The sequence below is a fragment of the Pseudomonas sp. ICMP22404 genome (assembly GCF_006227205.1).
Lineage (GTDB): Bacteria > Pseudomonadota > Gammaproteobacteria > Pseudomonadales > Pseudomonadaceae > Aquipseudomonas.
This window is the reverse complement of the sequence record NZ_VCNG01000006.1, coordinates 75,287-101,510: the sequence shown is the minus strand read 5'-3', so window position 1 is coordinate 101,510 and position 26,224 is coordinate 75,287. Positions and strand designations below refer to the sequence as shown.

Sequence of the window (26,224 nt, the reverse complement as noted above, 5' to 3'; positions counted from 1 at the left end):
GCTGGCGAAGCCTGCGATCTTTCGATCTTGATCTCGCTGAGATTCAAGTATTGATGGAAAGATCGCAGCCTCGCTCCGCTCGGCAGCTCCTACGACAATATCCTCGTACCAGCGGGATTAAGTCCCCCCGCCACACGTGCATTCGCACCCAAGCTACCGTTCTATAACCGAAAACTCACAAAGTTTTCACAACGTTCCCAGGATACTCCCAGCCTTTAGGGTGCTCGGCGCATGCCTGCTGTTACCATCCGGTGCCAACAGCTTCGCCGGTGTAGATAAAAAAGGCTGGAGCGCTTGATGAGTCTGTTCAAACGCAGCAAAACGACTGCGAAAGGTTTCGATTGGGCCGGGTTCGGCTGGCTGTTCCTGTTCTTCTGGTATTTCTCCGGTATTACTCAACTGCTTATCCTGTTGAGCGATACCTCCGGCTTCTCCGGGTTCCGCCAGGCATTCACCATGAGTGCGCTGTGGCTGGCGCCCATGCTGCTTTTCCCCGCTCGGACCCGCCTGCTCGCCGCGCTGATCGGTGTAGTGCTGTGGGCCTGCTCCATGGCCAGCCTGGGTTACTTCTTCATCTATCAGCAGGAATTCTCCCAAAGCGTCATCTTCATCATGTTCGAGTCGAACGTGGCTGAAGCCGGCGAGTACATGACGCAGTATTTTGCCTGGTGGATGGTGCCGGCGTTCCTCGCGCATACCGCAGTGGCTTATTTCCTCTGGACGCGTCTGCGTCCGGTGTACCTGCCCCGCGGACAGGCCCTGGTCGCGGCGGTTGTGATTCTGGGCGCCGTGGTCGGTTACCCGCTGGTCAAGCAAACCCAGCGCGCTGGCAGCCTGGCCGGCGGCCTGGAAAAATTCGAAGACCGCATCGAGCCGGCCGTCCCTTGGCAAATGCTGGTGGCATACCGTCGTTACGGCGAGCAGTTGGCAAGCATGCAGGGCATGTTGCACAGCGCCAGCAAGATAGAGCCACTGCGCAACCTCAAGGACACCATGGCCAACCAACCGGCGACCCTGGTGTTGGTCATTGGCGAGTCCACCAATCGCCAACGCATGAGCCTGTATGGCTACCCGAGGGAAACCACGCCGGAGCTGGACAAACTCAAGGACCAATTGGCGGTCTTCGACAATGTGATCACGCCACGTCCGTACACCATCGAAGCACTGCAACAGGTACTGACATTCGCCGACGAGCAGAGTCCGGATCTGTACCTGACAACCCCTTCGCTGGTCAGCATGATGAAACAGGCAGGCTACAAGACCTTCTGGATCACCAACCAGCAGACCATGACCAAGCGCAACACCATGCTCACGACGTTCTCCCAACAGGCCGACGAGCAGGTGTATCTGAACAACAACCGTAACCAGAACGCCGCGCAGTACGATGGCGACGTGATTGCACCGTTCAACAAAGCGCTGGCCGATACCGCGCCGCGCAAGCTGATCGTGGTGCACCTGCTCGGTACCCACATGAGCTACCAGTACCGGTATCCGCCGACCTTCAACAAGTTCACCGACCGCCAGGGCGTACCGGCGGGCCTGCGTGACGATCAGGTGCCTACCTATAACAGTTACGACAACGCGGTGCTGTACAACGACTTCGTGGTTTCCAGCCTGATCAAGGACTACGCCAAGAGCGACCCCAACGGCTTTCTGTTGTACCTCTCGGACCATGGTGAGGACGTATTCGACTCAGTGGGTCATGGCACCCTTGGCCGCAATGAAGGCAAGCCAACTGCGCCGATGTACACCATTCCGTTCATGGCCTGGGCTTCGCCCAAGTGGCGCGAAACCCATGACTGGAGCTTTGCTGGCGACCTGTCACGGCCTTACAGCAGTTCTCAGCTGATCCATACCTGGGCAGACCTGGCGGGCTTGAGCTTCGATGAACTGGACCGCAGCAAGAGCCTGGTCAGCACCGACTTCCAGGCTCGACCGCTGCTGATTGGCAACCCCTATCAACGCCAGCACAAGGCGCTGATCGACTTCAGCCTGATGCAGCCCAAGACGCCGGTGGCCAAGGTGGTTCAGCAGTAACCGCAAGGCACCGCGCAACTTGTGTGGGAGCGGGCTTGCTCGCGAAGGGGCAGTGTCAGTCAACCTAATCATTGGCTGACCTACCGCCTTCGCGAGCAAGCCCGCTCCCGCAGGGGTGCGATACAGTCAGTATTTTTACAGGGGCTTGGTCCAGAACAGCATGCGGCCGTGAGCCGGGTCGAACATGCCGGCGGCAAAGCCGAACTTCGAATAGCTGGCCTGGGCCACGGCATTGCCTTCAAGCACTTCCAGGGTGATCTTGCAGCAACCGCGCTGACGAGCGATGTCCTCGACTTTCTGCAGCATCTTCTGGCTCAGGCCCATTCCGCGAAACGCCTTCATGACGGCGACATCATGGATATTCACCAGCGGCCGGCAGGCAAAGGTCGAAAAACCTTCGAAACAATTGACCAGCCCCGCCGGCTCGCCGTTGACGAAGGCCAGCACGCTGAACGCATGGGGGCGCTTGGCCAGTTCCGCCGGCAGATGCAGCAGGACTTCGGCCGACAGTGACTGGCCGCCGCCCATGGGGTCTTCCGCATAGCCATTGAGCACGTGACAGATCGCTTCGGCGTGTACAGGATTGGTATAGCTGGCTTGCAGTACGAGAACGCCCTTGGCTTCTTCCATGACCTTACATCTCTCTTCGCTGGTACGGCGGGTAGTACCGACGGATCGGAACCGTCGGCGGATACAGGTCAGGCGGGCTGACCGAAACGTTGCATCTGCATTTCCTGGAGGCGACTGAGAGTACGGCGAAACGGGAATTGCAGATAGCCCTCGGTATACAACTGATCCATGGGCACCTGGGCCGACAGGTAGAGCGGCACCTTGCGATCGTAGCATTCGTCGATCAGGGCGATGAAGCGTCGCACACCGTCATCGTGGACCGACAATTGCGGCAGCTCGCGATCCCCCGCCTCGACCCGCTCGACGCCGTCTTCCGTACCACGGGCAATACGCCCTTCCCGCTGCTCCGCACTCAGGCAAGGCACGTCGCTGAGCAGGATGGCCTTGTAGCGATCGCACAGGCCCATGAAATCCAGGGCCGAGAAAGGTTGCTCACACAGGTCCCGGTAGCGGCTCCAGAGCACCGTGTCGCTGGCCTTGATCGGCTCCAGCAGACGATGGCCGACTGGCACCGGATCAGCACTGGACTGTTGCCCCACACTCAAGCGCTCGAAGACCTCGCCCAACGGCTCGGGTCGCCCGGCCTCCCATAACCAATAACGCTGCTGCAGCGCACCCGGGTGCTGGCGATGATCCTGCCAGCCGTTCACCGGCACGACTTGCATATGCTGCTTGATCGCAGCGATGGTCGGCAGGAACCGCTCACGGTTGTGGCCGTTGGCATAGAGTTCTTCGGGCGGCAGGTTCGAAGTGCTCACCATCACCATGCCCAGCTCGAACATGACCTGGAACAGGCGTCCGAGGATGATGGCATCGCCAATGTCGGTGACGAACAGTTCATCGAAACACAGTACCCGCACTTCCCGGCTCAGTTCCCTGGCCAGGGCCTGCAATGGGTCCGGTGTGCCCGTGAGCTGGAACGAACGCTGGTGCACCCAGGCCATGAAGTGATGGAAATGCTGGCGACGGGCGGGAACCTGAAGACTTTCATGGAAGCGATCCATCAGCCAGGTCTTGCCACGTCCCACCGGGCCCCAGAGATACACCCCCTTGATCGACTTGCGTCCCTCGTGCAATGCCTTGTGGCATTGCTCCAAGGTCATGATTGCCAACTCCTGGGCCTCATCCTGGACAAAACCGTGATGTTCGATGGCGTGCTGCCAGGCACTCAAGGGGGAGTCGAAAGTCATGCGGCCAGGGTCCGGAAGAGGAAGGGGCTGAGTATGCCATGCCGAACGATCAACGATCACACGAACCGAGCATGAGCCCTTGTGGCGAGGGGATTTATCCCCTCGCCACAGGTGCTCGCGCCTTTTAAATCGAGATATCCAGTCGGCTGATCTTCCCCTGCTCATCGAGCCGGAAGGTATACCGCAACTCCAGTGGGCTGCCGGGGAAGGTTCCCGAGATCAGGTTGTGAACCAGCACCTTGCCCGTGCGTTGCTGCACGTTGAGCACTTCGACCCGTGGCTGGAAGCGGCGGGAAGTGTCTTCCATCCATTGGACGATAGCCTGGGTGCCGGCCCGGTGCTGGCCCTCATCGAACACGTTGGCATCCTCGGCAAAAAAACGCGCCACCGCCGAGCTGTCACGGGCATTGGCGGCCGCGATGTAGCCGGCGATGGCCGGGGCCAGGGAAGAGACGGGATTGGACATGGTAAGGCTCCTTGTTTTATCGATCTGGCATCATGCTAAAACAGCCTCATGTCAGTTCTTGTCAGGAGTGAAGCGCCCGGTGTCGTCCAGTTTCATCGACTTCATCCAGGCCCGCAGCAAGTCGCTGCGCCTGCCGGGATAGCGTTCACCCCGCTCGCTGGCCGACGCAATCCGGTCAGTGCGAAAGGTCCGGTAGGCGCCACGTAACTCGCACCAGGCCACCACCACCCGCGCCTCGTTGAAAAAACCCAGGGCCAGGGGCCAGATCAGCCGCTGGCTCGGCGTATTGTTCACGTCGGCGTAATCGATGTGCAGCTTCGCCTGGGTGCGGATGGCCTGGCGATACACGTTCAGTTCCACCGTATTCTGCGGATACCCATAACCTGGCGGACCAGGCAACACCGTGGGGTTGCGCAAGGCGTCCCGGACATCGGGAGCCAGCACCGCGGCGACCTTCGCCAAGGCGTCGGCGGCCGCCTTGCCCAGCACCTCGTCACCGCGCTGATCCACGTAGCGCAGGCCCAGCACAATGGCCTCGATCTCATCGGCGGTGAACATCAGTGGCGGCAGGAACAGGCCACTGCGCAAAACATAGCCGATGCCCGCCTCGCCCTGGATCGGCGCCCCAAGGGCGGTCAGCTCGGCAATGTCGCGGTACAGCGTGCGTTCGGACACCTTCAACTCGGCCGCCAATGTCGCGGCGGTGGCCGGGCAGCGCTTGCCCCGCAAGACTTGCAACAAGGTGAGCAGCCGAGAAGTACGGGACACGATGGACGATCCGGAGTAAAAAGTTGCTGCAGATTAGCAGAGGCTGTTGTCAGAAACTGTCAGGAGCCCAGCGCCCATCAGGATGGAGAACTGGATGGACTTTGTGGCGAGGGGATAAATCCCCTCGCCACAAGGTTCTTCGCTTGTCCTCGGGGTTGTGGGTTATCGTGACCAGAAGTTCACCGTGAGAGTACGCCCATGCGCAGAGTCCCCGGCCTGTTCCTTTTACTGACACTGCTCAGTCTCAGCGCCTGCGCCCTCTTCCCGCACCGCGACCCGCTGAACATCAACGTGGTTGGCATCGACCCCTTGCCCAGCCAGGACCTGGAGATGCGTTTTGCTGTGAAGCTGCGTCTGCAGAACCCCAACGAAACCGCCATCGACTACAACGGCGTGGCGCTGGATCTGGAAGTCAACGACCGCACGCTGGCAACCGGGGTCAGCGACCAGAGCGGTTCCATTCCACGGTATTCCGAAGCGATATTGAGCGTTCCCGTGAGCATTTCGGCCTTTTCGGTGCTGCGCCAGACCCTGGGCCTGAGCCAGGCCCAGGGTCTGGATAACCTGCCCTATGTGCTCAAGGGCAAACTCTCCGGGGGAGTGTTCGGCACCATGCGTTTTGTCGACCGCGGAACCCTCGACTTGCCGAGGTCCGCGACGACCTGGTAATTCACGCCGTGAACCGAACCCCGGGGCGGGCCCGCTCATCCACCACCAGCTCGAACACGTCCGGCCTGGCGTAATGACCGACCACGTCATAGTCATAACGCGCCCGCACCAGGTCATCGGTGTCGATTTCGGCGGTCAATAATCCCGCCGTGTCTTTCAGCGGCCCGGCCAATACATCCCCCATAGGCCCGATGATCACACTGCCGCCGGCGATCAATGGACGTTCCGCCGGCCAGTGCTCGACATCGATGCCCAGCGCCTGAGGCGAGGCCTGGACCTGGCAGGCACTGACCACGAAGCATCGTCCCTCATGGGCAATGTGACGCATGGTCACCTGCCACATCTCCCGTTCATCCACCGTCGGCGCACACCAGACCTCCACCCCCTTGGCATACATCGCGGTGCGCAGCAGCGGCATCATGTTTTCCCAGCACACCGCCGCGCCAACCCGCCCGACCTGGCTGTCGATCACCGGCAACGTCGAACCATCGCCCTTGCCCCAGATCAGCCGCTCGGTGCCGGTGGGCATCAGCTTGCGATGCTTGGCCACCAGCCCCGCATCGGGCTCGAAGTACAGCGCCGTGCAATACAGGGTGCTGCCGGCGCGCTCGATGACGCCCAGCACCAGGCTGGCGCCCGTGCGCGCCGAAAGCCCGGCCAACGCCTCGGTTTCGACACCCGGTACGTCGATGGCGTTGGCAAAGTAGCGGGCGAATGCCTCACGCCCCTCCGGCAGCCGGTAGCCCAACCGGGTGCCAAAGCCTTCGCCCTTGGGATAGCCACCCAACAGGGCTTCGGGCATGACCACCAGGTTCGCACCAGCCTGGCGTATGGCGTCTTCGTAGGAAAGGACCTGCGCCAGTGTCTCGTCCTTGCCACTCGGCAAGGAACCAATCTGCAGGGCAGCCACGATGGATTTGGGCATGGGTGTTCAACTCCTTGGTCATCAGGTGTTGCTGATTCTCAGCCGCCGGCCGATCATGAATAAAGCCCCATACATTGCTAAACGATATGAACGCTATGAATATCGAGAACCTCGATCTCAACCTGCTCAAGACCTTCGAAGCCCTGCACGACGAATCCAGTGCCAGCCGCGCCGCCCTGCGCCTGGGCGTGACCCAGTCGGCCATCAGTGCAGCGCTGCGCAGATTGCGAAATGTGTATGACGATCAACTGTTCGTGCGCACCGGTCGTGGCCTGGCGCCGACGCTGCGGGCCAATCAACTGAAGCCCGTGATCAGCGAGGCCCTGGACAAGTGCCGCCAGAGCCTGGCGATGATCGATCCGGATATCAGTCATTACGACGGCCGCTCGGTCATCGTCGGTCTGTCCGACGACTTCGAGCTGGCCTATGGGCGTCGCCTGATCGAGGAAGTGGCGCGGCGGGCGCCGGGGTTACGCTTGATTTTTCGCCAGACCCATAGCCAGATCGTCGGTCGTAACCTGATGGAGCGAAATTTCGACTTGGCGATCACGGCGGGTGGCTTCACGGAACGGCTACTCAGCCGCCTGGTATTGGGCGAAGGCGACTATGCCTGTCTGGTCGATCCGGCCAGCCTGGAGGAGCACCAGCAAACCTTCAGCCTGAAGGCGTTCGTGGGCCGCGAACATTTGCTGGTGTCATCGGGTGGATTCATCGGCATCACCGACGAAGGACTGGCCGGGCTCGGCATGAGCCGGAAGGTGTGTGCCTCGACCACGCATTTCGCCGCGTTGCCGTTTCTGCTCAAGGGCAGCCGGGCCGTGGCGACCATTCCCGGGCACGCGGCGCGGGCCATCGCAGCGTTCGGTGGCCTGGCGTTATTGCCCTGCCCCCTCGCCTTGCCACGTTATCCCATCGAACTGGGATGGCGAACCCATACTCAGATGGATCCGGCAGTGGCCAAGGTTCGCGAGGCCATCGTCACGACCTTTGCGTGAGGTTTACTTGTTGGCGGCCATCAAGCGATTGACCTCGCTGCGCACCATGTTGGCGTATTCCGGGGGCGACATGCCGTCCAGCTCGGCACGGACCCACTCGGCCCATTTGCCTTTGCGCTTGGAGCGCTCGCCAAACAACCGGGCGGCGTCGCCCTTGGCCTTGCCCAGGTTGTTCTGCCACAGTTCGAACAGTCGGGATTTTTCATCTTCCAGCGCTGCGCGCTCGGCCAGCGGCTTGTCAGCCAGATTGAAACTCATGGATATTACCTGTTGCGTAAATAGGCGACATCTTACACCTTGCAGGGAAACGCCTTAACCATCATTTGGATTTGATCGTGCTGACGCCGCCAGTCACTGCAACTTTTGCACAAGCGCAGCACTCCACTGTTCACGGTAATCATCAACAAGGAGTAACTCGATGGCTCGTAGACCCACCGCGCAAGCGAACGGAGAGCAAATCAAGGATCAAGTGTTCAGTGAACTGAAGGCCTTGATCGAAGAGTCGGAGAAGCTGCTCAAGAGCAGCGAGTCGCTGGTCGGTGAAGATGCCGAAAACCTGCGGGGCCAGATCTCCCAGAAACTGCAGCAGGCCTTGGACTCGGTCGCCAGCGCACGGGAACGTACCCGCCCCATGGTCGACGCCACCGAACTCTACATCGGCGGCCATCCGTGGCAAACCGTGGCAATTTCCGCCGGTTTCGGGCTGGTGGTGGGCTTGCTGCTCGGAAGGCGTTAAGCAACAAACCCGAGGGAGCAAAGCTTGCTCGCGATGGCGGCAGACCAGCCAATACAGTTCGACTGACTGGCACCATCGCGAGCAAGCGCTACCCCCCAAGGCTTGTGGCTTAAAACCGACTGTTCAGGCAACAATTCCTTCGCCTTCGGATTACATCCCCGCCAATTCCCGCAGCTGTTGCAATGTCTGCTCATCCAGCGCAATCCCATGCTGGTCGGAATGACTGCGTTCCCGATGCCGGCGATCTCCTGGTAACCGCCGCAACCCCACACCCTGCATCTGCCGGACCAGCTCCTGGCTGCGCTCGGCAAAGCTCTGTCCGGCGGCCTTGCTTGGGTCAATCACGATCAGCAACTGCCCGGTCCACGGCGTCTTGGCCCCCGGATGGTCGTTCCAGTCGAATTCGAACGAGAAGTTGCCGCCGGTCAGGGCCGCCGCCAACAGCTCGACCATCATCGACAATGCCGACCCCTTGTGTCCGCCAAACGGCAGGAGCGCGCCGCCTTGGAGAATCGCCTTTGGGTCGCAGGTCGGTTGGCCGAGGCTATCCACTCCCATGCCTGGCGGTAACGACTCGCCCTTGCGCGCGGCAATCTGTACGTCACCATGGGCGATGGCGCTGGTGGCCAAGTCAAATACAATCGGCTCGCCGCCAGCTCGTGGCGCGGCGAAGGCAATGGGATTGGTCCCGAACAATGGGCGATCCGCGCCATGGGGCACCACGCACGTCATGCTGTTGACCACGCTCAACGCCACCAACCCTTCATAGGCAAACGGCTCGACATCCGGCCAGAGGGCGGCGAAGTGATGGGAGTTGCGGATAGCCAACACCGCGATACCGGCGCTGCGCGCCTTCTCCACCAATAACGGTCGTGCAGCGGCGAGGGCCGGCTGGGCGAAACCGTTTCCGGCGTCCACCCGGACGAAGCCCGATGCGACGTCCTCGACCACCGGCACAGCCTGGCCGTTGACCCAACCGCTGTTCAGCGTCGAGACATAGCCAGGGATACGGAACACACCGTGACTGTGGGCACCGTCGCGCTCCGCACGGGCGCAGTTTTCGGCCAGGGTGCGAGCGACCTCGGCCGAGGTGCCATGTCGCAGGAATATCTTCTCCAGCAACCCCACCAGGGCGTCAAGGGACAGGGGGGCGGAACCGGCGTGATCGGATAGCGCGGACATCTGAAGCTCCAGAATGATTGTTGGAGGTAGCCACAGTGAGGGAGGAACAAATTCGGATTAACACTGCTTCAGGCGCGTACTGTCAATCTTTTCACCGCAGGCATGCCGCGCACGCCACAGCCTGACAGGTTTGAAGCCTCGCGTGCGGTAACTATGTACCACCTTTCCCCGTTCATCGTTCTCTAGCCTTGCCGCTTCATCCACGCATGGGCTGCCTCATGGCGCCTTGATCGAGAAGCAACGATGCCCCGTGAGACCACGCCACTGCTATTCCCTGACGTCCTGGACACCAACCGCCTGGACGAATTGAGCGCAACCCATGGGGTGACGCAAACCGACCTTGACTGGCTTCGGCACGCAGCCCTGCCCAGCCACGCGCTGCGTGCCGCGCAGACGCCATCGATGTCTGCCGACACCATACTGCTCCAGACCGAGGGGCAGGCTCCGATTCCGCTTGCCGGCTGCTTTACGCTGACAACCCCGCCTGAGATCGGCACCTCGTCCCCCAAGCCTGCATTCCTCTACACGCCGAGGGGGGGAATCGAGAAATTCGACACCCCGAAGGCACTTGAAACACGGATCGACCAAATGCTCGCCGCCCCTGTGGAGCGTGACGATCTGTTCCAACTCCTGTCCATTTCCCAACGCGCCGAACTGAACGCCAGCACCGTTATCGAACAGGCCCGGCAGACCATGGATGGAGATGTTTTCAAAGCCCAGGTCGACGCCATCGAGCACGCTCAAAACCTCAATGCGCTGACCATGGTGGATGAGCTGATCAAACTGCCTTCGCTGACCGCGATGCTCGACCAGGTATTGAATGAAGTACTGGCGAACCTTGATCATCAACAGACCCGTGTCGCAATCACCGCCGATGCGGGGCTGGGTGATCCGACCATGGGCAAGGTGACCAACAACGTGTCACTGTCCGAAGCGGTCCTGGTGTACTTCCACCATCAGGGCCGGCCAGCCCGGCATGACGTCGATTTCATCCATCCGGAAATCGCGGTATCGCCCCATAATGCGCAGCAGTGGGAAAGCCTGCTACGGGTCACGGCTAAAAACCTGATTCCCAAGCTCACCGATTGCATCAATGCCTATTGGGACGCCACCGGCCCATTCCATATCTCGCGCCGGGAGCTGCTGTCGCGGGTCCTCAGCGACGCCCTGCGCGCCACCGTCCTGAGCAAACGGGAGCAACGGCAACTGAGCGACGCACAAAGCCAGGAGCTGCTCCGATTGTTCGGGCCATCACGCCAGGACGAGACGCCGCTGTTCATCGAAACGATTCGTCTCTGGGAGTATGAGCCGCTCTATGTGGAGCTTGCCGGCTCGCTGATGATCAGTGGCAAGGATCATTACCTCTACAGGCCCAGTCATGACCTGCAGAAAGTCGACAATTACCTGGGGTTCAAGGACGCGCTGCTGGCTACACCGACAAGCCTTGCCCGCAAGGAGGCACTCTATAGCCTGTTGAGCCTGGAAGAGCGCAACCGCTTTCTACGCCTTGACGAACCACAGATCTCAGGACGCTCAGTGGCGTTGCCGGTATTCGAATCCCTGGCGGAGGCCATCATCGGCAAGCAGATCAGCAACCTTCACTACGCACTGGAGATGTCCCGCCAGGGCACCGTGAACATCCACGCCCTGGTCGACAAGGCACTGGATATTCGTTCCTTGATCAACAAGAACCTGCTGGAGCATGGGACCGACGGACATTGGGGCACTCTGCCGGCTTTTTATGGCGACTCGCGGCCGTCCAATTTCATGGCCGACCAACTGACGAGAAAGATCAAGAGCTATACCACCGTCGAGGAAGCGTTCAACACGTTGTTCGCCCAACTGCCGCTTGCCAATGAAATCTCACTGCACAGTCAACTGAAGGGCCTGCTGCCTGAACTCAGCAATGTTTTTTCCCTCGGCATACGTGCCGAAGCCGAGCTTAGAAAGCTCGACGGGACATTGCCGCCTGCCGCTGATGACCTCATTAACTGTGTTTTTGCCTACGACGCCGATTATCCCAATCGCGAGCAGCGCTTAGGGCTCAAAGGCTTTCGGCCCGATGCCTATTCACTGAGGCTTGCGTACACCGCGCAGGGCAACACCGCCTCATTGCCCCTGGCCAATTGTTTTTTCCTGACCGAGCGCGGAGGGCTGGACACGCCCTATTCAGGCTTGGCAATCCTCTGGACGCCGACCGACGGCTTGCAGGTTTTCCCCTCCGTCGACGTTGCCACGACACAATTGAACCGACACCTGCTCGACTCCCGCAAGCGCTTTGACTTGCTCGCCAACCTGCCCCCCGCCCAACGCAAGCCTCACGGGCGTTATCAGCTCGAGGCCTTTGAGTTGATCGAAGACAACGTATTGCTGAATCGGATGAATTCGTTCATCAGGTTGTTCGAGATCGAACACGGCTATCTGAAAACCTTGAAGACCCGGGACTGGCAACTGAGCGAGGCCGCATTGGCTAAAGGTCTTGAAGCATTGCTGAACAAGGGAGCTCCTACCAATCTGCCCCGTGCCAAACGCATCGCCCAGGCGGATTGGTGGCAACAGAAGCTGCCTGCCTGGCTCGGCATGGCCTCTCTTGAAGATCAGCGCCTACATGTCGATCTGCTTGAGCAATATCGAAACAGCGTACTCGAAGGCAAGGATTACCTGGACGGTGTCGAGCCCTTGCAGGCGTATACGAGTAAAAAACTGAAAGCGCTGCTGGACGCGCGCTTCACCGAAAAAGACCTGGACCCGGCAACCATCCAGGTCACACCGAACCTCGCAGTGGCAGGACCTCCCAGCTCCCTGGACGAGTTCGCCCTGAATCATATCGATGTCACTCAAAAAACCCGATTCAAGGTGTCCTCGACCTCCAGGCGCAAGCTGCCGGACAGTTTGAACGAGGCGACGGTCAAACAGCTGCTGCTGTCATTGGACATCGCCACCTCGTATAAGCAACATGTGCTGGACAAGCTGTCCGGCACGACGGAGGACGTGCAACAGAGAAAACAACGATTTTGCCAACAATTACCCTGGCAACTGTTGCAATACGCTCACGCCCGGTACCTGCAACAGCACCTCTCCCCTTCGGCCTTCGACTTGATTCGCCAGGTGCTGGACATGCCGGACGCCATCGCTCGCCAGGCGGTGAAAGGCGCCAGCGCGCTGATTCGGCCACTGGAGCTGATCAAAACCGATGGCGCCGCGGCGATCAAGGCTCTGGGGCTTTACCTGATCGGATCGAGCACCGACAAGAAAGCGCCCCACGTCCTGTACGCCCCCTACCATGCCGGCCCGAGCTTTACCGAGTTCAAGGACGAAGCGAGTGTCGTGGCCGCCTTCAACCGGCCAGGCTCGCTACAGGACCTGTTGATCAGTCGACTGCCCGCCAACCAGCGAAGCACATTCAAGAATCTGTTCATCTCCACCCTCGGACAGCTGTCGGAAATGACCCTGGCCTCGAATCCGCTCCGGACGAACATCCTCGATACATTGTTCAGCGACAATACCCGTTTGTTATCGGACTTGCTGACCACTCAAACGGATAGCCAACGTCAGTTCGACTGGGAAACCGTGCGGCATCTGCTGAGCATCGGCGCCAGGTTCATGGGCAAACAGTTACCGGGAAAACTGACTTTTTTCGAAACGCTGTGGGAAAGCTATCAGGACTTCAAGTCATCTTCCGAAGCGTTGCAGCAGCGTGACTGGAAAGCCGGCCTGCATGATTTCATTGCCGGGGCTGCGGAAATGGTGTCACTCGGCTTCATGAATCGGGAGGATACGTTCGGACTGCTCGACCCCATCGGCCCTGTCTCGCAAAACGCCCCTGCAACCCCGGTCAGTTGGAAGGACATCGCTTCCACAGCCCCGTTGCGCACCAACCTGCAAGCCTTCGAAGCCACGGGCATAAGCCTCCACCATCTACAGAGGAACCTCGTTGACGGGACCTACAAGGACACAGGCTCCGACAAGCTCTATGCCTGCGTTGCCGGCAAAGTCTTTCAGGTCGCGAAAGTCAAACAGGTCTGGCGCGTTGTCCATGAAAAGGGTGAGGGACCGATCCTGACAAGATCGCCTGGCAGCCAAGGATGGGCCATTGACCCACAGCGACAGACCATGCGTTACGGCAAAGTGATGTCGACCCTTGTAAACTCATACAGCGACTACAAAGCTTCAAGCACATTGAATATCGAAGCCCGGGGCATGGCTGAGATCCGCAGGAAATACCCCCATCACGCAAACGTCATTGTGCAGGCGCTGGAGACAGCCAGGTATTACTCCCTCAATACGCTTCATAATCTCGATCAAGCCAGGCAGCAGGTTCCACCGGGCTCGCGGCTGGATACTTTTCTCAGGGCCTTTTTCGGCGTCAACAAGGTCGATGCCAGCTTGATCGCAAAGATACATGCCACTGTTGCGCCGATATGCCAGGCATTGGCGGATCCGACCTGGGAATTGAAAAACGCAAAACGCATCGTGATCGGCAACCTCAAAAATGCCGACGACGCAGCGACTGCATTCGTACTCGAGCCCAATGCAAGCGGAAAAATCTACCTCACACAGTTTTTCTTCAATGTAGGGCTGGACTCGTACAAGGCCCTCGTCCCCGAGTCGTTCAATGTCGACGCTCATGCCCAGGGAGCGACAATCATCCACGAACTGACCCATCAATTGATCGATACACATGACATCGTCTATCTGGATGCGCTGCTGCCTTTTCTCGACCTGATTTCACAAGTCACTGATGACGGACGAGCCCGCTATGACCATCAGAAAGACCAGCAGCGCAATGGGCTCTCGCTCACCACGCCACGTTCAAGGTTGTTCAAGGCATGGGATAACGCAGCCAACGCGCCCAAGAGCCTGGAGTTGCTCCCAGCGCTCAAGGCCACCGCCAAGGAAGTCCTCAAAGTGACCGGTGCCAGGACCATGAGCGAGGCGCGTGATGTCTTTCTGGACTCCAGCTCGGCGGACAAACGCATCGACGTCATCCTTCGAAACGCCGACTCCCTGACCTTGCTCATCTGTGAGATAGGACGCCAGCTCGACGAGCCGCCCTCACACTGACGAGCTGCGGGAACGAGCCTGCTCGCAAAAGCGGGGGGCAGGCTCGCCGATGACCAGTGCCGTCAGTAACCCGCCCTTCCCCTGCCTGATAAAAAAATCGCCTGCACGCGACTCATCACAAGGGTTTGACGACATCCCGGCGTTTTTTTCACATCTCGATCCGCATGATTGAACGCCCTCGTTCGTCCATGAGAACACCGGTGACCTTTTCTGATCAGGCTGGCAAGGATTTTTGGCATGCATAACGCGCAACTGCCCGTGACAGATAAGCTGGAATCGACCGGTGTGTCGATGACGGCCACGAATACCGTACCCGTCAGATCGACGGAACGAGGCAGTAACGAGCACATCAGGCGTCTGCTCAAGAGCTTCGGGCTCAGGACCAGCCTCATTCGCCTCAAGATCATCGACGTATTGCTCACCGCTACGGTGGAGAACCGCTGCCTGGGCGTGCGGGGCGTGCACACCCAGTTGTTGGGGCTGGACATTCCCTTGTCCTTCCTCAGCGTTCGCGAGGTGTTGAAGCGCCTGTGCAGCGAAGGCGTGGTGACGCTCAACCCCGATAAGAGCTACAGCCTGCACGCCAGGGCCATGGCCGTGCTCGCGGCCACGGAATGACGCTCAGGGCTTGACCTTGCGCCGCATCACCCCGTTGATCACCACCACGATCACCGCCACGGCAATGGCGATGTATTGAAACAGCTGCTCGCTGATCATGCCTTTGTTCTGCATCCACGACAGTCCCAGCATGATCGCCAGGACCACGAGGATAATCAGAATCGAGTATTTCAAACGTTGCGAATGAGTCATTGCCAGTTCCTGAATGTATCCGTTCTGTATCCGCTCGCTTGCCAAGTGCTTACCCGATTTCAGGGACAAGCGGCAGCCGACGGGGTCACATGGTACCGCCGAAGGAGCGCTGACGCGCAAGCACGGTGTTCAATCATGAGGATATTATTTATGTTTCGTCGCATGTCACTGCTGCTGCCGCTGTTATCGATCCTGACGCTGAGCGGCTGCCTCTTTTTCCCCCCAGGCCACGGTCATGGGCAAGGACCGGGACATCCGGGTGGTCCGGGTTTCGACCAGCACCGCTAGGACCTTTGCGGCGTGTCCTTGGTGAAGCCTCTGTAGCGAGCCTCCCCATGCTACGACCCCTCCTACCAATCAAGCTGTAACTTACTGACTTAATTAGGAAATAAATGTCCGCTCCTGCGGACATTTTCTTACGTCCGCAAAGCGCATTTCCTTCGTTAACACCGGGGAACTCTGTCTTTCAAGCCTTATCGCCCCCCACGTATTCTCGAATAAGAGGCGCACACCTCTTTACTCAAAATAAACGCTGGGAATGCAAAACTTGCTGACAACTTTCTCGCCTAAACGATTGACAGGTTTCTGCCTGGCTATCGCACTCTTTGAATTATTAACGTACATGGCCAGCGACCTGATCATGCCCGCCATGCTCGCCGTCACCGAAGAACTCGGAGCGGCTTCGGATCAGATTCCCTACGCGTTCAACCTCTACCTGCTGGGTGGCGTCCTGCTGCCTTGGTTGATCGGGCCGTTGTCGGATCACCATGGACGTCGGCCGTTCATGCTGGCCGGTTGCGCCGGGTTCGTGCTGGCTTGTGCGGCGACCACCCAGGTCACCCAGATGCAGGGGTTCAATGGCCTTCGCCTGATCCAGGGCATGGGCCTGGGCTTCGTGATCGCCGTCAGCTACCCCGCCATACAGGACATGTTCAACGAGTCGGATGCCGTGAAAATCATGGCGCTGCTGGGCAACCTGGCCCTCCTATCGCCCTTGCTGGGCCCCTTGCTGGGTGGGTTGCTGCTGCAATGGTTGTCCTGGCGCGAACTGTTTCTGCTGCTGGCCGGCCTCGGCGCAGTGAGTTGGCTGGCGCTCTGGGGCTTCATGCCGCACCGCGCCAGGCCGGCGCCTCCAGGCAGCCAACAGCCGCCACCTGTTCCTTTCGAACTGGCTGCACTGATCAAACGCTATGGCGCCTTGCTGAGCCATCCCCGATTCATGGCGGCCAGCGTTGCGCTGGGGCTGATGAGCCTGCCCCTGATCGCCTGGATCGGCCTGTCGCCCCTGCTGCTGATAGAGGGACAGGGGGTTTCACCATTGGTGTATGGGCTGTGGCAGATCCCCGTGTTCGCCGCCGTGATTCTCGGCAATCTCCTGCTCAACGCGTGGGTGGAACGGGCCGGCGTAGACGGCGTGCTTCGTCGCAGCCTCTGGCCCCTGTGCGCCGGCCTGGTTGCCTTGGTTATTGCCAGTCGGTTCGCCCTTTCCCTGCCTGTGCTGGTCAGCGGACTTTCGTTGTACGCCCTCGGCCTCGGCATGGGCAATGCGGCGCTGTATCGACTGGCGTTGTTTGCCAGCGACGACAGCAAAGGGTTGGTCTCGGCCATGGTCGGGATGATCTCCATCGCCGTGATGAGCGTTGCCGGTTCATTGCTGGCGTTATTGGGCGCCGGCAACAGCCTGGAATCCTTTGCCTTGATGGCCGGTATCGCCGGGCTCAGTTGTCCTGTTGCGTTGTGCCTGTTCAAGTCGCGACCGGTCGCACACGTTTGAATTGCTCCGCCTCTTAGGAAAGTTATCCGATGATTCATTTCCCCCACGCCGATGCACTGTGTGCATTGTCCCAACCCTACAGCCCCGACTCGATGCCCGCCGGGCTGTTCGATCGGGCCATGGCCGAGATCAGCCTGTTTCATAGCCACCATACCCCAGGCTACGAAGACTGGCTCAACGCCAACGGGCTTGCCGTCGAGGACCTGGAACATCTGACGGACTGGTCGCGCCTGCCGCCCATCTACGCCAACTACTTCAAGCAACGCTTGCTGGTCAGCCCTACGGGCGAGGAGGCCCTGGAGCTCACCTCCTCCGGCACCGGCGGCCAGAAAAGCCGCATGCGCTATGACGAACGCAGCATGGCGGCCGCCCAAGGGATGGTGGCACGCATCTTCGATCATTACGGTTGGTCGACACCGGACGCGCCCTGCAACTACCTGTTGCTCAGCCATGAACCCGAACCGGACAATCGCCTCGGTACAGCCTATACCGACCAGTTCCTGTGTCGCTTCGCCCCGGCCAATAGCGTTGCCTATGCCTTGCGACGTACCGGCAACGGCCATGAGTTCGACGTTTTCGGCGTCATCCGTGCCCTGCAGGCATTCGCCGAGCAAGGCCTGCCGGTGAGAATCTTCGGCTTTCCGGCGCTGCTTTGGCACGTACTCGAACGCATGCGCGAGAGCGGCGTCCCAAACCTGACGCTCGTGCCTGATTCCCTGGTGTTCCTCGGCGGCGGCTGGAAGAAACAGGCTGCCCGGGAAATGCCCCGCCATCAGGTCTATGAACGCATCACCCGGCAACTGGGCATCAAGGCCCATCGCTGCCGCGACGGCTATGGTGCCGTCGAACACGCCGTGCCCTACATCGAATGTGCCCAGCATCGGTTTCATGTGCCGGTCTATTCGAAAGTCTTTGTCCGTCACCCCTCGAACTTCGACGTGCAGCCGTTCGGCGAGGCCGGATTGCTGTCGTTCGTTTCGCCCTATATCTCCTCCAGTCCCGCCCATGCCGTGGTGATGAGCGATCTGGCGACCCTGCACCCCGCCAACTGTGAATGCGGTTCGAGCACCCAGTGGTTCGAACTGCATGGACGTGCCGGCACCAGCGCCAGCCGAAGCTGCGCCATGGCTGCCGCTGAACTGATCAAGGAGCATTGATATGTACCTCATCAACGGTCAACTGAATGGGAGCCTGACACTCGACCAGGCCCTCGACCGCCTGCAAGCGCAACTGCCCGCCCTACTGGCCTGGGCGCCCACGAGCGCCAGCGTGCTCGACTGCGCCGAGGCGTTCGCTCAGGGACTGCGCGTTGGACGGGAAGCCTTCCTCGACGAGGACCAACGCCAGGCACTGATCGCATTCTGCGGCCGCGAGCACCTGAGCTTGAAACTTGCGCGAGAGCTGGGACCGGATCCTCGCTCACTGCGGCGTATCGACTATAGCGACGGGCCCTTTGAAAGCTGGCAGCCCTTGGGCCTGGTGGTGCATGTCACGCCGAGCAATGCACCATTGCTGGCGTTCTGCGCGGCCCTGGAAAGTCTGCTGGCGGGCAATATCAACTGGATACGCCCGAGCACACGGGATGGGGAATTGACGGCGCGCCTGTTGGCGGCTTTTCTAGCGTACGACAGCAGTGGCCGGCTCTGCGATTACCTGGCGGTATTGCCGGTTCCCCACCACGACAGCCAGCGTCTTTTCGCCCTGGCACAAGGTGTCAGCGCCTGGGGCGGCGAGACGGCACTCAAGGCATTGCGCGAGCAGGTCCCAAGCGGCTGTCGCTGGATCGACTGGGGGCATCGCATCAGCTTCGCCTATCTCACGCCTCACGCCGCCAGCACCCAGGCATTGGATAGCCTGGTAGATGAAATCTGCCGCCTAGACCAGCAAGCCTGCTCCAGCCCACAATGGCTGCTGGTCGACACTGACGACCCCGTCGTCATGGAGCAAGTGGGTAACGCCCTGGCCGCCGCATTCGAGCGAAGGGCCGGACGCTGGCCGGCCCTGGCGCTCACCACGGCCGAAGCCTGTGAGATCACCACCCGGACGGCACTCGCCCGACTGGACCAAAGCTTCGCCGGCCATGCAGGCCAGGTCTGGGCCGGTGAGGGTTGGCGCGTTCTCTGGGAACATCATCGCGACCTGTCGCCGTCGCCGCTGTTTCGCACGCTGCTGCTGCGGCCCGTCCCCCAAGTGCGGGTGACCGAGACGCTGCTACCTTGGCGGAACGTCTTGCAGAGCTGCGCCCTCATTTGCGAGCCGGAACAGGCGCCGGGGCTGGCACGTCGCCTGATAGCCGCTGGCGTATCGCGCATCTCGACAACCCGTGAGATTCAGCAGGGCTATGATGGCGAGCCCCATGACGGCGTCTACGCACTGCAACGCTTGAGCAGGCGGGTATCGGTCGGCCTTGAACCCCACGTCGCGAGTCATCGTGTCACGCTGGACACCTCTCCAGCTCCGATATCAATGAATCCTTCAGCGCCGATCATGGACAAGGCTGGCTTCATGGCCCTCCCCATTGACCCCAAGGCGCAATTGTTCTTCCGTTCCGGCGGCAGCAGCGGCGAGCCCGTGCTGTCGTGCTACAGCTATCGCGACTTCGATCGCCACATGCGTGCCGCCGCCGACGGCCTGCGTGCGGCCGGCCTGGACCCCGCACACGACCGCGTGATGAACCTGTTCTACGGAGGCAACCTCTACGGCGGCTTTTTCAGTTTCTCGAAAATACTCGAACAGATGAGTGTCGTGCATTACCCCATGGGCGCGCCGACAGACAAGGCGTTCGACGAAATCGCCCGGATGATCGTCGCCCATGGCATCAACACGCTGATCGGCATGCCGAGCACACTGCACCGTCTGTTCTCCAGCCAAAGGCGAATCCTCCAAGGCTACTGCGCTGTGCGCAAGGTCCTGTTGGGCGGCGAGCACCTGGGGCCAGCCAGCCGGCAATTGTTCCTGGACAGCGGCGTCAGCAGCATTCGCTCGGCCCTGTACGGCAGCGTGGATGCGGGTCCTCTCGGCCACGCCTGCGCCGCCAGCGATGATGGCGTGTTCCACCTGATGGACGAGATTCAGCACCTGGAAATCATCGACCTGGAGCGGGATGCTCCGGTCACGCCGGGGGAAACCGGGCGCTTGCTGTTCACTTCCAGGCAGCGCCAGGTGCAACCTCTCCAGCGCTACGACGTCGGCGATTGCGGACGCTGGTTGCCAGGCCCCTGCCCTTGTGGCCTGGCCTCCCCCAGGTTCGAGTTACGCCAGCGCCACGGCCTCGTGCTGCGTGTCGCCACGGAATCCATCAATACCCGGGCGCTTGCCGAACTGGCCCAGGTGGCCATTCAGGTCGTCCTCGATCACGACAGCAGCGGCTGTGAGCGCATGCTGATCCGCGCCGACGGCGAAGCCGAAACGGTACGACGCAAGGTCCTGGCACTGCCGCCACTGTGCGCATCCGTCGATGCCGCATTGCTGGTACTGGAAGTCCAACGCTGTACGCCCGAATGTTTCGAACAGAACAGACACAGCGGCAAAGTCCCGCTAGTGATTGATAACAGAAGCCCCGGCTGATAGCCCTTCGCCCGCGCCTTATCCAGCGAACTTCATAGCCCGAGAGCCCCCCTGATGAGCCCTTCCTTTCCATTTGAACAATGGCTTGGCCATATTCGCCTGCATTCAAAGTATTACCAGAAACACTGGACGCATTTACCTGCGCAAGGCTGCGCTTTTGAGGACCTGCCGATTGTCGACGCCAGCGATTACTGGCGCGGCAGTCATGACCTGGACACCTGGGAGGTATTGACCGGGCCCGTCACGGACGCACTGATCTATAAAACCGGTGGCACCACCAGCCAGGGGAAGCTGTCGGTGTACACCCATGGGGAATGGCAGCGAATGCTCGAGGGTTTCGCAGGCAGCCTTGCCGCCCAGCTTGGAACAGGTGATCGAATCGCCAATCTGTTCTTTTCGGGGGACCTGTATGCGAGTTTCCTGTTCATTCACGGTGCTCTCTGCCAGGTTGACCTCCCGATCAGCGAGTTCCCCTTCACCGGGTCGATCGATCCCGACGTGCTGGCCGATGCCGTCGCCGCACACCGCATCAATGTGCTGGCGGGCGTACCGGCCCACCTGCTGGCCATTGCCAGTCATCTGAGCCGGCAGGGGCGAACGCTGTCCGGTATCACTACCGTGCTGTTCGGCGGCGAGCACCTGTTCGAGCGCCAACTTGTGATGTTGAGACAAGCCTTTCCCCAGGCACGCTTCGCCTCCATCGGTTATGCCAGCGTGGACGCCGGATTGGTCGGCGCCAGTGCTCCTGATTGCGGGCTCGGCGAACACCGCGTCTTCGACGAGCAGACTCGGGTGGAAATCATCGATGAAGTGAGCGGCGAGGTCATCGAGGCCTGTGGCCGCCCCGGCAACCTGGTGGTGACCAACTTCACCCGGTCCCTGATGCCGATGGTGCGCTATCCAGTGGGTGATCGGGCCTGCTGGCGCGAGCCTGTCGGCACCCCACGGCGCAAGTTCGAACTGGCGGGGCGTAGCGCGCAGAGCCAGCGGGTGCGGGTCGGCGTGGCGTCGCTGTTCCCGCAACACATTGGCGAAATCATCCAGAGCATTGGCGGCGAACTTCAATGGCAACTGATCATCGAGTCCGTCGAAAACAATGATGGTGTGGTGCTCAAATGGGTGGCCGACAACCCATCTAACCGCTGCGAGTCACTGTCCCAGGCGCTGAAACTCGCTTTGATCGAACAACATCCGGGCGTTGATCAACTCAACCTGCAGGTTCATGCCTGCCAGGCACAGGACCTGGAACGCCACCCGCGCTCCGGTAAACACCTGCCGGTCATCGACCGTCGGCTCTATGGCCCGATGGCAGCGAGGCACGCCAGATGAGTACCTTGGTCATCAGGACATTCAGGCCCACGGATGCCATCGGAACCAGCGAACTGTTCCGCCGGGTATACGGCGATCACTACGTTTCGCCAGACGTCTACGTGCCCCACATGATCTGCCAGCACAATCAGCATCGACATTGGTTTTCCATGGTTGCCGTGATGGAGGACCGGGTGGTGGGCCACGCGGCGTTGTGCCGACCGGTCGCGAACCGGGAGGATGCGGAACTGGCACTGGTGGCAGTGGACCCGGCACGGCAAGGCAGCCAGATCGCTACCCGCCTGGGCCGGCTACTCCTGGAGCGCTGTAACGACCTCGGTCTCGTCAGGCTGTCCATCAAACAGGTCACCAGCCACCTCTACAGCCAACGATTGGCGCAACGACTCGGTTTCCATGATGTCGGGCTGATGCCCGACTACGTGCCCTCGCCGTTCGCCGCGGCCCAGGCCGAGACGATTGTGATCGGCTGCCAGATGATGGGCGAGCATCAGCGGCCTTTGCCGCAGGTGCACTGGCCTGCCTCGTGCCAATGGTTGATGACTCCCTTGGCAGCGCAATTTGGCACCACCGTCGACGATGTACCGGCCTCGATGCAGCCACTGCAGATCAGCTCACTACCCGGGCGTATCGACGTGGTCGCTGGTCACATGAGCCGGCATCTGGCCAGGCAACTGCAACGCTTGCCGGCCCACTGGTCGATCTCGGTACGACTCGGACTGCGTCGACAGTTCCCCGAGGATTATCGACGGTTGATGGCTGCCGGCTTCATTTTTACCGGCATGGTGCCCGTCGAAGGCGAGCTGCACTGGCAGGCGCTGTTTCACCGTGGCGCGCTGGCTCGCCAGCTCGACCTGCATGCCAGGCCGATGCAACGACTGCACGATGAGCTGCAGGCCCATACACAGACCTGGAGAGGCACGCGGTCCAGCTCGGCGGCGTGACGGGAGGCGGGCGACGAACGGTACCCCGCGCCAAGCGTCCGACATTCAAGCGCTATGGCGAGGGGCCGATACAGATAAGTCTACCGCCCCGAAAGACGCCTTCGAGCAAGGAACTGTCCAATGCCCTCATTCCGCACTATTCAGGCTCGCTACACGCTGTTCCTGGTCCTATTCATCCTGGTGTTGTCCATCCTGACGGTCGTGGGCATCAGTTATCTGGTGGCGCCCAAGCTGCGCCAGACCGAGGAGCAAGTGGCGCTCAACCGCATCGGCGAAGTCGCGGAGCAGATCCAGGGCGAGCTGAACAAAGTACAGGCCCAGCAACGCAGCATCACCCAGACCATTCCGTTGCTCGACAGCGATGCCATCGACAAGGTACTTCCAGGTCTGGTGGACCAATACGGCGAACCGAAAGTCTTCGGTGGCGGGATCTGGCCGCTGCCCAACCAGCGCGCCGAAGGACGCAACAAGTTCAGCACGTTCTGGCACCGCGATAGCTCTGGCAAGCTGGTGGTCAATACGTTCTGGAACAGCGACGCCGCACCAAACTATTACGAGCAGCCCTGGCACAAGGGCGGCATGGCCACCCCGCCCGGCAAATGCGCCTGGGCCGCCGCCTATAAAGATGACGCCAGCGCCGAACCGCGCACCAACTGCGCCATGGCCATCCAGAAAAACGGCGTTCCTTATGGCGTCTCCACCATTGACGTGACCCTGGGGTTCTTCAATGACCTGGTGGCGCGCAAGGAAGCCGACCTGAACGCCGAGATGCTGATTGTCGAAGGCGACGGCAAGATCATCAGCAACAGCTCGCGCATCAGCGGTCCGATCGTGCTCAAGAATGTCAGCGAACTGGCCGCCGCCTCGCCCTTTGCCGCTCAGGTCAAGGCAGGCCTGGCTCACCGTGATCAACCGTTGCAGCGGGTCGAGTTCGACAACAAGGGCGAAGCCAGCACGTTCTTCATGCGCCCCATCGAAGGCACGCCCTGGTTCCTCGCCACCGCCTTGCCAACCCGCCTGATCACCGCCCAGCGCGATGACGTACTGAATACCCTCAGTCTGCTGCAGATCCCGATGGTCATCCTGTTGGTGCTGATGCAGTTGTACGCCATCCGCCAACTGACCGGCCGCATGAAGATACTCAAGGGCAACATCGACGCGCTGTCCACCGGCGATGCCGACCTGACCCGACGCATCACCATCCGTGCCGAGGACGAGCTGGGAGCAATTGGTCATTCGGTCAACCGCTTCATCGTTTATCTGCAAGATATGATCGGCGAAGTCACCCAAGCCACTGGCGCCATGGCATCGAGCCTGGACAACCTGCAACGGACTTCCGCCCATACCAGCGAAATCCTGATGCGCCACGCCTCTGAAACCGATCAGACCGTGACCGCCATTAATCAAATGAGCTCCACGGCCGAAAGCGTCGCCCAGAACGCCGCCGAAACGGCTGCATTCACCCAGCGCGCCAACGAACATGCCGATCGCTCTCGCGTCGTGGTGGGCGAGGCCTCCAATAGCGTGGTGGCATTGATCGATGAAGTCGCCAGCGCCACCCGCAAGGTCGAGAGCATGCAGCAGGATGCGCAGCGCATCACCGAGATTCTCGGCGTGATCGGTGCCATCGCCGGACAGACCAACCTGCTGGCACTCAACGCCGCCATCGAAGCTGCCCGGGCCGGCGAACAGGGCCGTGGTTTTGCAGTGGTAGCCGACGAGGTACGAGCCCTCGCCGCGCGCACCCAGGCCAGCACCTCGGAAATCAACGAAATGCTCACCCGCCTGACCCAAGGCGTGAGTTCGTCGGTTTCGGCAATGGAAAATACCCAGGCCAGTTGCCAGTCGGCTGCCGACGCGACCTCCCGGGTCAACACCGGCCTGGATGAAATGGCCGGTTCCGTCGGTCAGATCAACAGCCTGAGTACCCAGATCGCCACCGCCGCCGAACAACAGAGCGCCGTGACCGAAGAGATCAACCGCAGCATGGTGCAAATCCGCCATATGGTGGAGGAACTGGTGGCAGGCGGATTGGCCAGCGAAAACAACACCCGGCAACTGCTGGAAGCCAACAGTCGAGTGAATGCCATCATGGGGCGCTTTAAACTTCGCTGAGAACTGTGGCCACGCTGCTCGCGGGCGAACCCCGGCCAGCGTGGTCTCCTTGTGGGAGCAAGCCTGCTCGCGAAAGCGGTGGGTCAGATTGCGGAGATGTCGGCTGTGCCACCGTCATCGCGAGCAGGCTCGCTCCCACAACGGGCTGACGTAGTGACCGGATGTTGTGACCAACCCGCAATCAGGGTGGGCGGCGTATGCAGGTGCTGCGTACACCCCGAACCCAATGTGGGAGCGAGCCTGCTCGCGATAGCGGCGAAACAGCTTGCATCAATTTTGACTGTCCCTGCCCATCGCGAGCAAACCCAGTGCCCATAAGGTCCCGCGGCCTTTTCATTCAGCTTGATGCCCCCCACCTGACAATTCTGTCATCTGTCCCTCAGCGGCCTGTCAGCTCGTAGCCGCTACTCTGGTATCCTCCCGCCAACCCGCTCCACACGAGACCGCTTTCATGGCCAATCCCCTGCACCTGCTCGCCCTGAGCGCCCTGTTCGTGACCACCCTGGCCCAGGCCGCCGCGCCTGCCACCATCGATGTGCACCGCGACGCCAACTGCGGCTGCTGCAAGAAATGGATCGCTCATCTGCAAGAGAACGGCTTCAAGGTCAACGACCATGTCGAAACCGACATGAGTTCAGTGAAGCAACGCCTGGGCGTGGCACCGAACCTGCGCTCCTGCCATACCGCCGAGATCGATGGCAAATTCGTCGAGGGCCACGTGCCTGCCGATCAGGTACGGGCGCTGAGCCAGCGGGACGACTTGCTCGGCGTAGCCGCGCCCGGCATGCCCATGGGCTCACCCGGCATGGAAATGGACGGCATGAGCGATGCCTACCAGGTGATCGGCCTGAAAAAAGACGGGACGCAAACCGTGGTGGCGGACTATCCGGCTCACTGACGGGGATCGCTGAACGGCGTCATGGCGCATTTCCCCCGGCTAGGTTGAACATTCCGGCCTGTCGATTGCCTGTGGTTAATGTCGCCATAACCGGGCCGCCCCAGGATCGTCCGGCTGCCACAAGGAGA

Annotated in this window: 20 protein-coding genes and 2 pseudogenes; 14 read left to right on the top strand and 8 right to left on the bottom strand. The window is 60.7% G+C overall.

Going from position 1 to position 26,224, the window contains the following annotated elements; all coding sequences use genetic code 11:
• The first annotated feature begins 297 nt into the window (after nt 1-297).
• Nucleotides 298-2,037, top strand: coding sequence for a phosphoethanolamine transferase CptA (locus FGE05_RS12875; RefSeq protein ID WP_139645426.1), 1,740 nt, complete (start codon nt 298-300; stop codon nt 2,035-2,037).
• 135 nt (nt 2,038-2,172) lie between these two features.
• Here the strand turns inward: FGE05_RS12875 and FGE05_RS12870 are convergent, their stop codons facing one another.
• The 4 genes from FGE05_RS12870 to FGE05_RS12855 all read right to left on the bottom strand — a co-directional run bounded on the left by FGE05_RS12870 (nt 2,173) and on the right by FGE05_RS12855 (nt 5,091).
• The gene (locus FGE05_RS12870) at nt 2,173-2,667 is read right to left on the bottom strand and encodes a GNAT family N-acetyltransferase (RefSeq protein WP_139645424.1); all 495 of its coding nucleotides are present in this window, start codon (nt 2,665-2,667) and stop codon (nt 2,173-2,175) included.
• Between the two features lie 68 nt (nt 2,668-2,735).
• The gene (zapE, locus tag FGE05_RS12865) at nt 2,736-3,857 is read right to left on the bottom strand and encodes a cell division protein ZapE (RefSeq protein ID WP_139645422.1); all 1,122 of its coding nucleotides are present in this window, start codon (nt 3,855-3,857) and stop codon (nt 2,736-2,738) included.
• A 124-nt stretch (nt 3,858-3,981) separates the two neighbouring features.
• Nucleotides 3,982-4,323, bottom strand: coding sequence for a nuclear transport factor 2 family protein (locus tag FGE05_RS12860; RefSeq protein ID WP_139645420.1), 342 nt, complete (start codon nt 4,321-4,323; stop codon nt 3,982-3,984).
• Between the two features lie 51 nt (nt 4,324-4,374).
• Nucleotides 4,375-5,091 (bottom strand): YafY family protein, encoded by a 717-nt coding sequence (locus FGE05_RS12855; protein ID WP_139645419.1) that lies wholly within the window; start codon nt 5,089-5,091, stop codon nt 4,375-4,377.
• Nucleotides 5,092-5,289: 198 nt separating this feature from the next.
• Between FGE05_RS12855 and FGE05_RS12850 the strand changes: the two genes are divergently transcribed.
• Nucleotides 5,290-5,760, top strand: a complete 471-nt coding sequence (locus tag FGE05_RS12850; protein WP_139645417.1) for an LEA type 2 family protein — start codon at nt 5,290-5,292, stop codon at nt 5,758-5,760.
• Nucleotide 5,761: 1 nt separating this feature from the next.
• Here FGE05_RS12850 and FGE05_RS12845 read toward each other — a convergent pair whose 3' ends face one another.
• Complete coding sequence (locus FGE05_RS12845; protein ID WP_139645414.1) at nt 5,762-6,685, bottom strand: carbon-nitrogen hydrolase family protein; 924 nt, start codon at nt 6,683-6,685, stop codon at nt 5,762-5,764.
• An 86-nt stretch (nt 6,686-6,771) separates the two neighbouring features.
• Here FGE05_RS12845 and FGE05_RS12840 point away from each other — a divergent pair, with 86 nt between their 5' ends.
• A complete protein-coding gene (locus tag FGE05_RS12840) occupies nt 6,772-7,680 on the top strand; it encodes a LysR substrate-binding domain-containing protein (RefSeq protein WP_139645413.1) in 909 nt (302 codons plus the stop codon).
• Nucleotides 7,681-7,683: 3 nt separating this feature from the next.
• On the opposite strand, the gene FGE05_RS12835 is transcribed toward FGE05_RS12840, so the two are convergent.
• Nucleotides 7,684-7,938: a hypothetical protein gene (locus FGE05_RS12835; RefSeq protein WP_003181187.1), complete on the bottom strand. Its 255-nt coding sequence runs from the start codon at nt 7,936-7,938 to the stop codon at nt 7,684-7,686.
• Between the two features lie 160 nt (nt 7,939-8,098).
• On the opposite strand from FGE05_RS12835, the gene FGE05_RS12830 reads away from it, so the two are divergent.
• Nucleotides 8,099-8,416, top strand: coding sequence for a YqjD family protein (locus FGE05_RS12830; RefSeq protein ID WP_139645411.1), 318 nt, complete (start codon nt 8,099-8,101; stop codon nt 8,414-8,416).
• A gap of 150 nt (nt 8,417-8,566) precedes the next feature.
• Here the strand turns inward: FGE05_RS12830 and FGE05_RS12825 are convergent, their stop codons facing one another.
• Nucleotides 8,567-9,598, bottom strand: coding sequence for an Ldh family oxidoreductase (locus tag FGE05_RS12825; RefSeq protein ID WP_139645409.1), 1,032 nt, complete (start codon nt 9,596-9,598; stop codon nt 8,567-8,569).
• A gap of 243 nt (nt 9,599-9,841) precedes the next feature.
• Here FGE05_RS12825 and FGE05_RS12820 point away from each other — a divergent pair, with 243 nt between their 5' ends.
• Nucleotides 9,842-14,662, top strand: a complete 4,821-nt coding sequence (locus tag FGE05_RS12820; protein WP_139645408.1) for a dermonecrotic toxin domain-containing protein — start codon at nt 9,842-9,844, stop codon at nt 14,660-14,662.
• Between the two features lie 237 nt (nt 14,663-14,899).
• Nucleotides 14,900-15,280 (top strand): fe2+ zn2+ uptake regulation protein, encoded by a 381-nt coding sequence (locus tag FGE05_RS12815; protein WP_139645406.1) that lies wholly within the window; start codon nt 14,900-14,902, stop codon nt 15,278-15,280.
• Between the two features lie 3 nt (nt 15,281-15,283).
• Here FGE05_RS12815 and FGE05_RS12810 read toward each other — a convergent pair whose 3' ends face one another.
• On the bottom strand, nt 15,284-15,472 hold the full coding sequence (locus FGE05_RS12810) for a hypothetical protein (RefSeq protein ID WP_047698563.1): 189 nt from the start codon (nt 15,470-15,472) through the stop codon (nt 15,284-15,286).
• A gap of 538 nt (nt 15,473-16,010) precedes the next feature.
• On the opposite strand from FGE05_RS12810, the gene FGE05_RS12805 reads away from it, so the two are divergent.
• The 8 genes and pseudogenes from FGE05_RS12805 to FGE05_RS12770 all read left to right on the top strand — a co-directional run bounded on the left by FGE05_RS12805 (nt 16,011) and on the right by FGE05_RS12770 (nt 26,096).
• Nucleotides 16,011-17,246 (top strand): MFS transporter, encoded by a 1,236-nt coding sequence (locus tag FGE05_RS12805; protein ID WP_139645405.1) that lies wholly within the window; start codon nt 16,011-16,013, stop codon nt 17,244-17,246.
• Between the two features lie 29 nt (nt 17,247-17,275).
• A complete protein-coding gene (locus FGE05_RS12800; protein ID WP_139645403.1) occupies nt 17,276-18,403 on the top strand; it encodes an acyl-protein synthase in 1,128 nt (375 codons plus the stop codon).
• Nucleotide 18,404: 1 nt separating this feature from the next.
• The gene (locus FGE05_RS12795; RefSeq protein ID WP_139645401.1) at nt 18,405-20,813 is read left to right on the top strand and encodes an acyl-CoA reductase; all 2,409 of its coding nucleotides are present in this window, start codon (nt 18,405-18,407) and stop codon (nt 20,811-20,813) included.
• Nucleotides 20,814-20,867: 54 nt separating this feature from the next.
• Nucleotides 20,868-22,142: a phenylacetate--CoA ligase family protein gene (locus FGE05_RS12790; RefSeq protein ID WP_139645399.1), complete on the top strand. Its 1,275-nt coding sequence runs from the start codon at nt 20,868-20,870 to the stop codon at nt 22,140-22,142.
• Nucleotides 22,139-23,083: a GNAT family N-acetyltransferase gene (locus FGE05_RS12785; RefSeq protein ID WP_139645397.1), complete on the top strand. Its 945-nt coding sequence runs from the start codon at nt 22,139-22,141 to the stop codon at nt 23,081-23,083. The genes FGE05_RS12790 and FGE05_RS12785 overlap by 4 nt, the downstream gene beginning before the upstream one ends.
• 120 nt (nt 23,084-23,203) lie before the next feature.
• Nucleotides 23,204-24,337 (top strand): annotated as a pseudogene (locus tag FGE05_RS30400) (cache domain-containing protein); the annotation flags it as partial.
• Between the two features lie 333 nt (nt 24,338-24,670).
• A pseudogene (locus tag FGE05_RS30395) lies at nt 24,671-25,198 on the top strand (methyl-accepting chemotaxis protein); the annotation flags it as partial.
• 451 nt (nt 25,199-25,649) lie between these two features.
• Nucleotides 25,650-26,096, top strand: coding sequence for a DUF411 domain-containing protein (locus FGE05_RS12770; protein ID WP_139645392.1), 447 nt, complete (start codon nt 25,650-25,652; stop codon nt 26,094-26,096).
• Nucleotides 26,097-26,224: the final 128 nt, after the last annotated feature.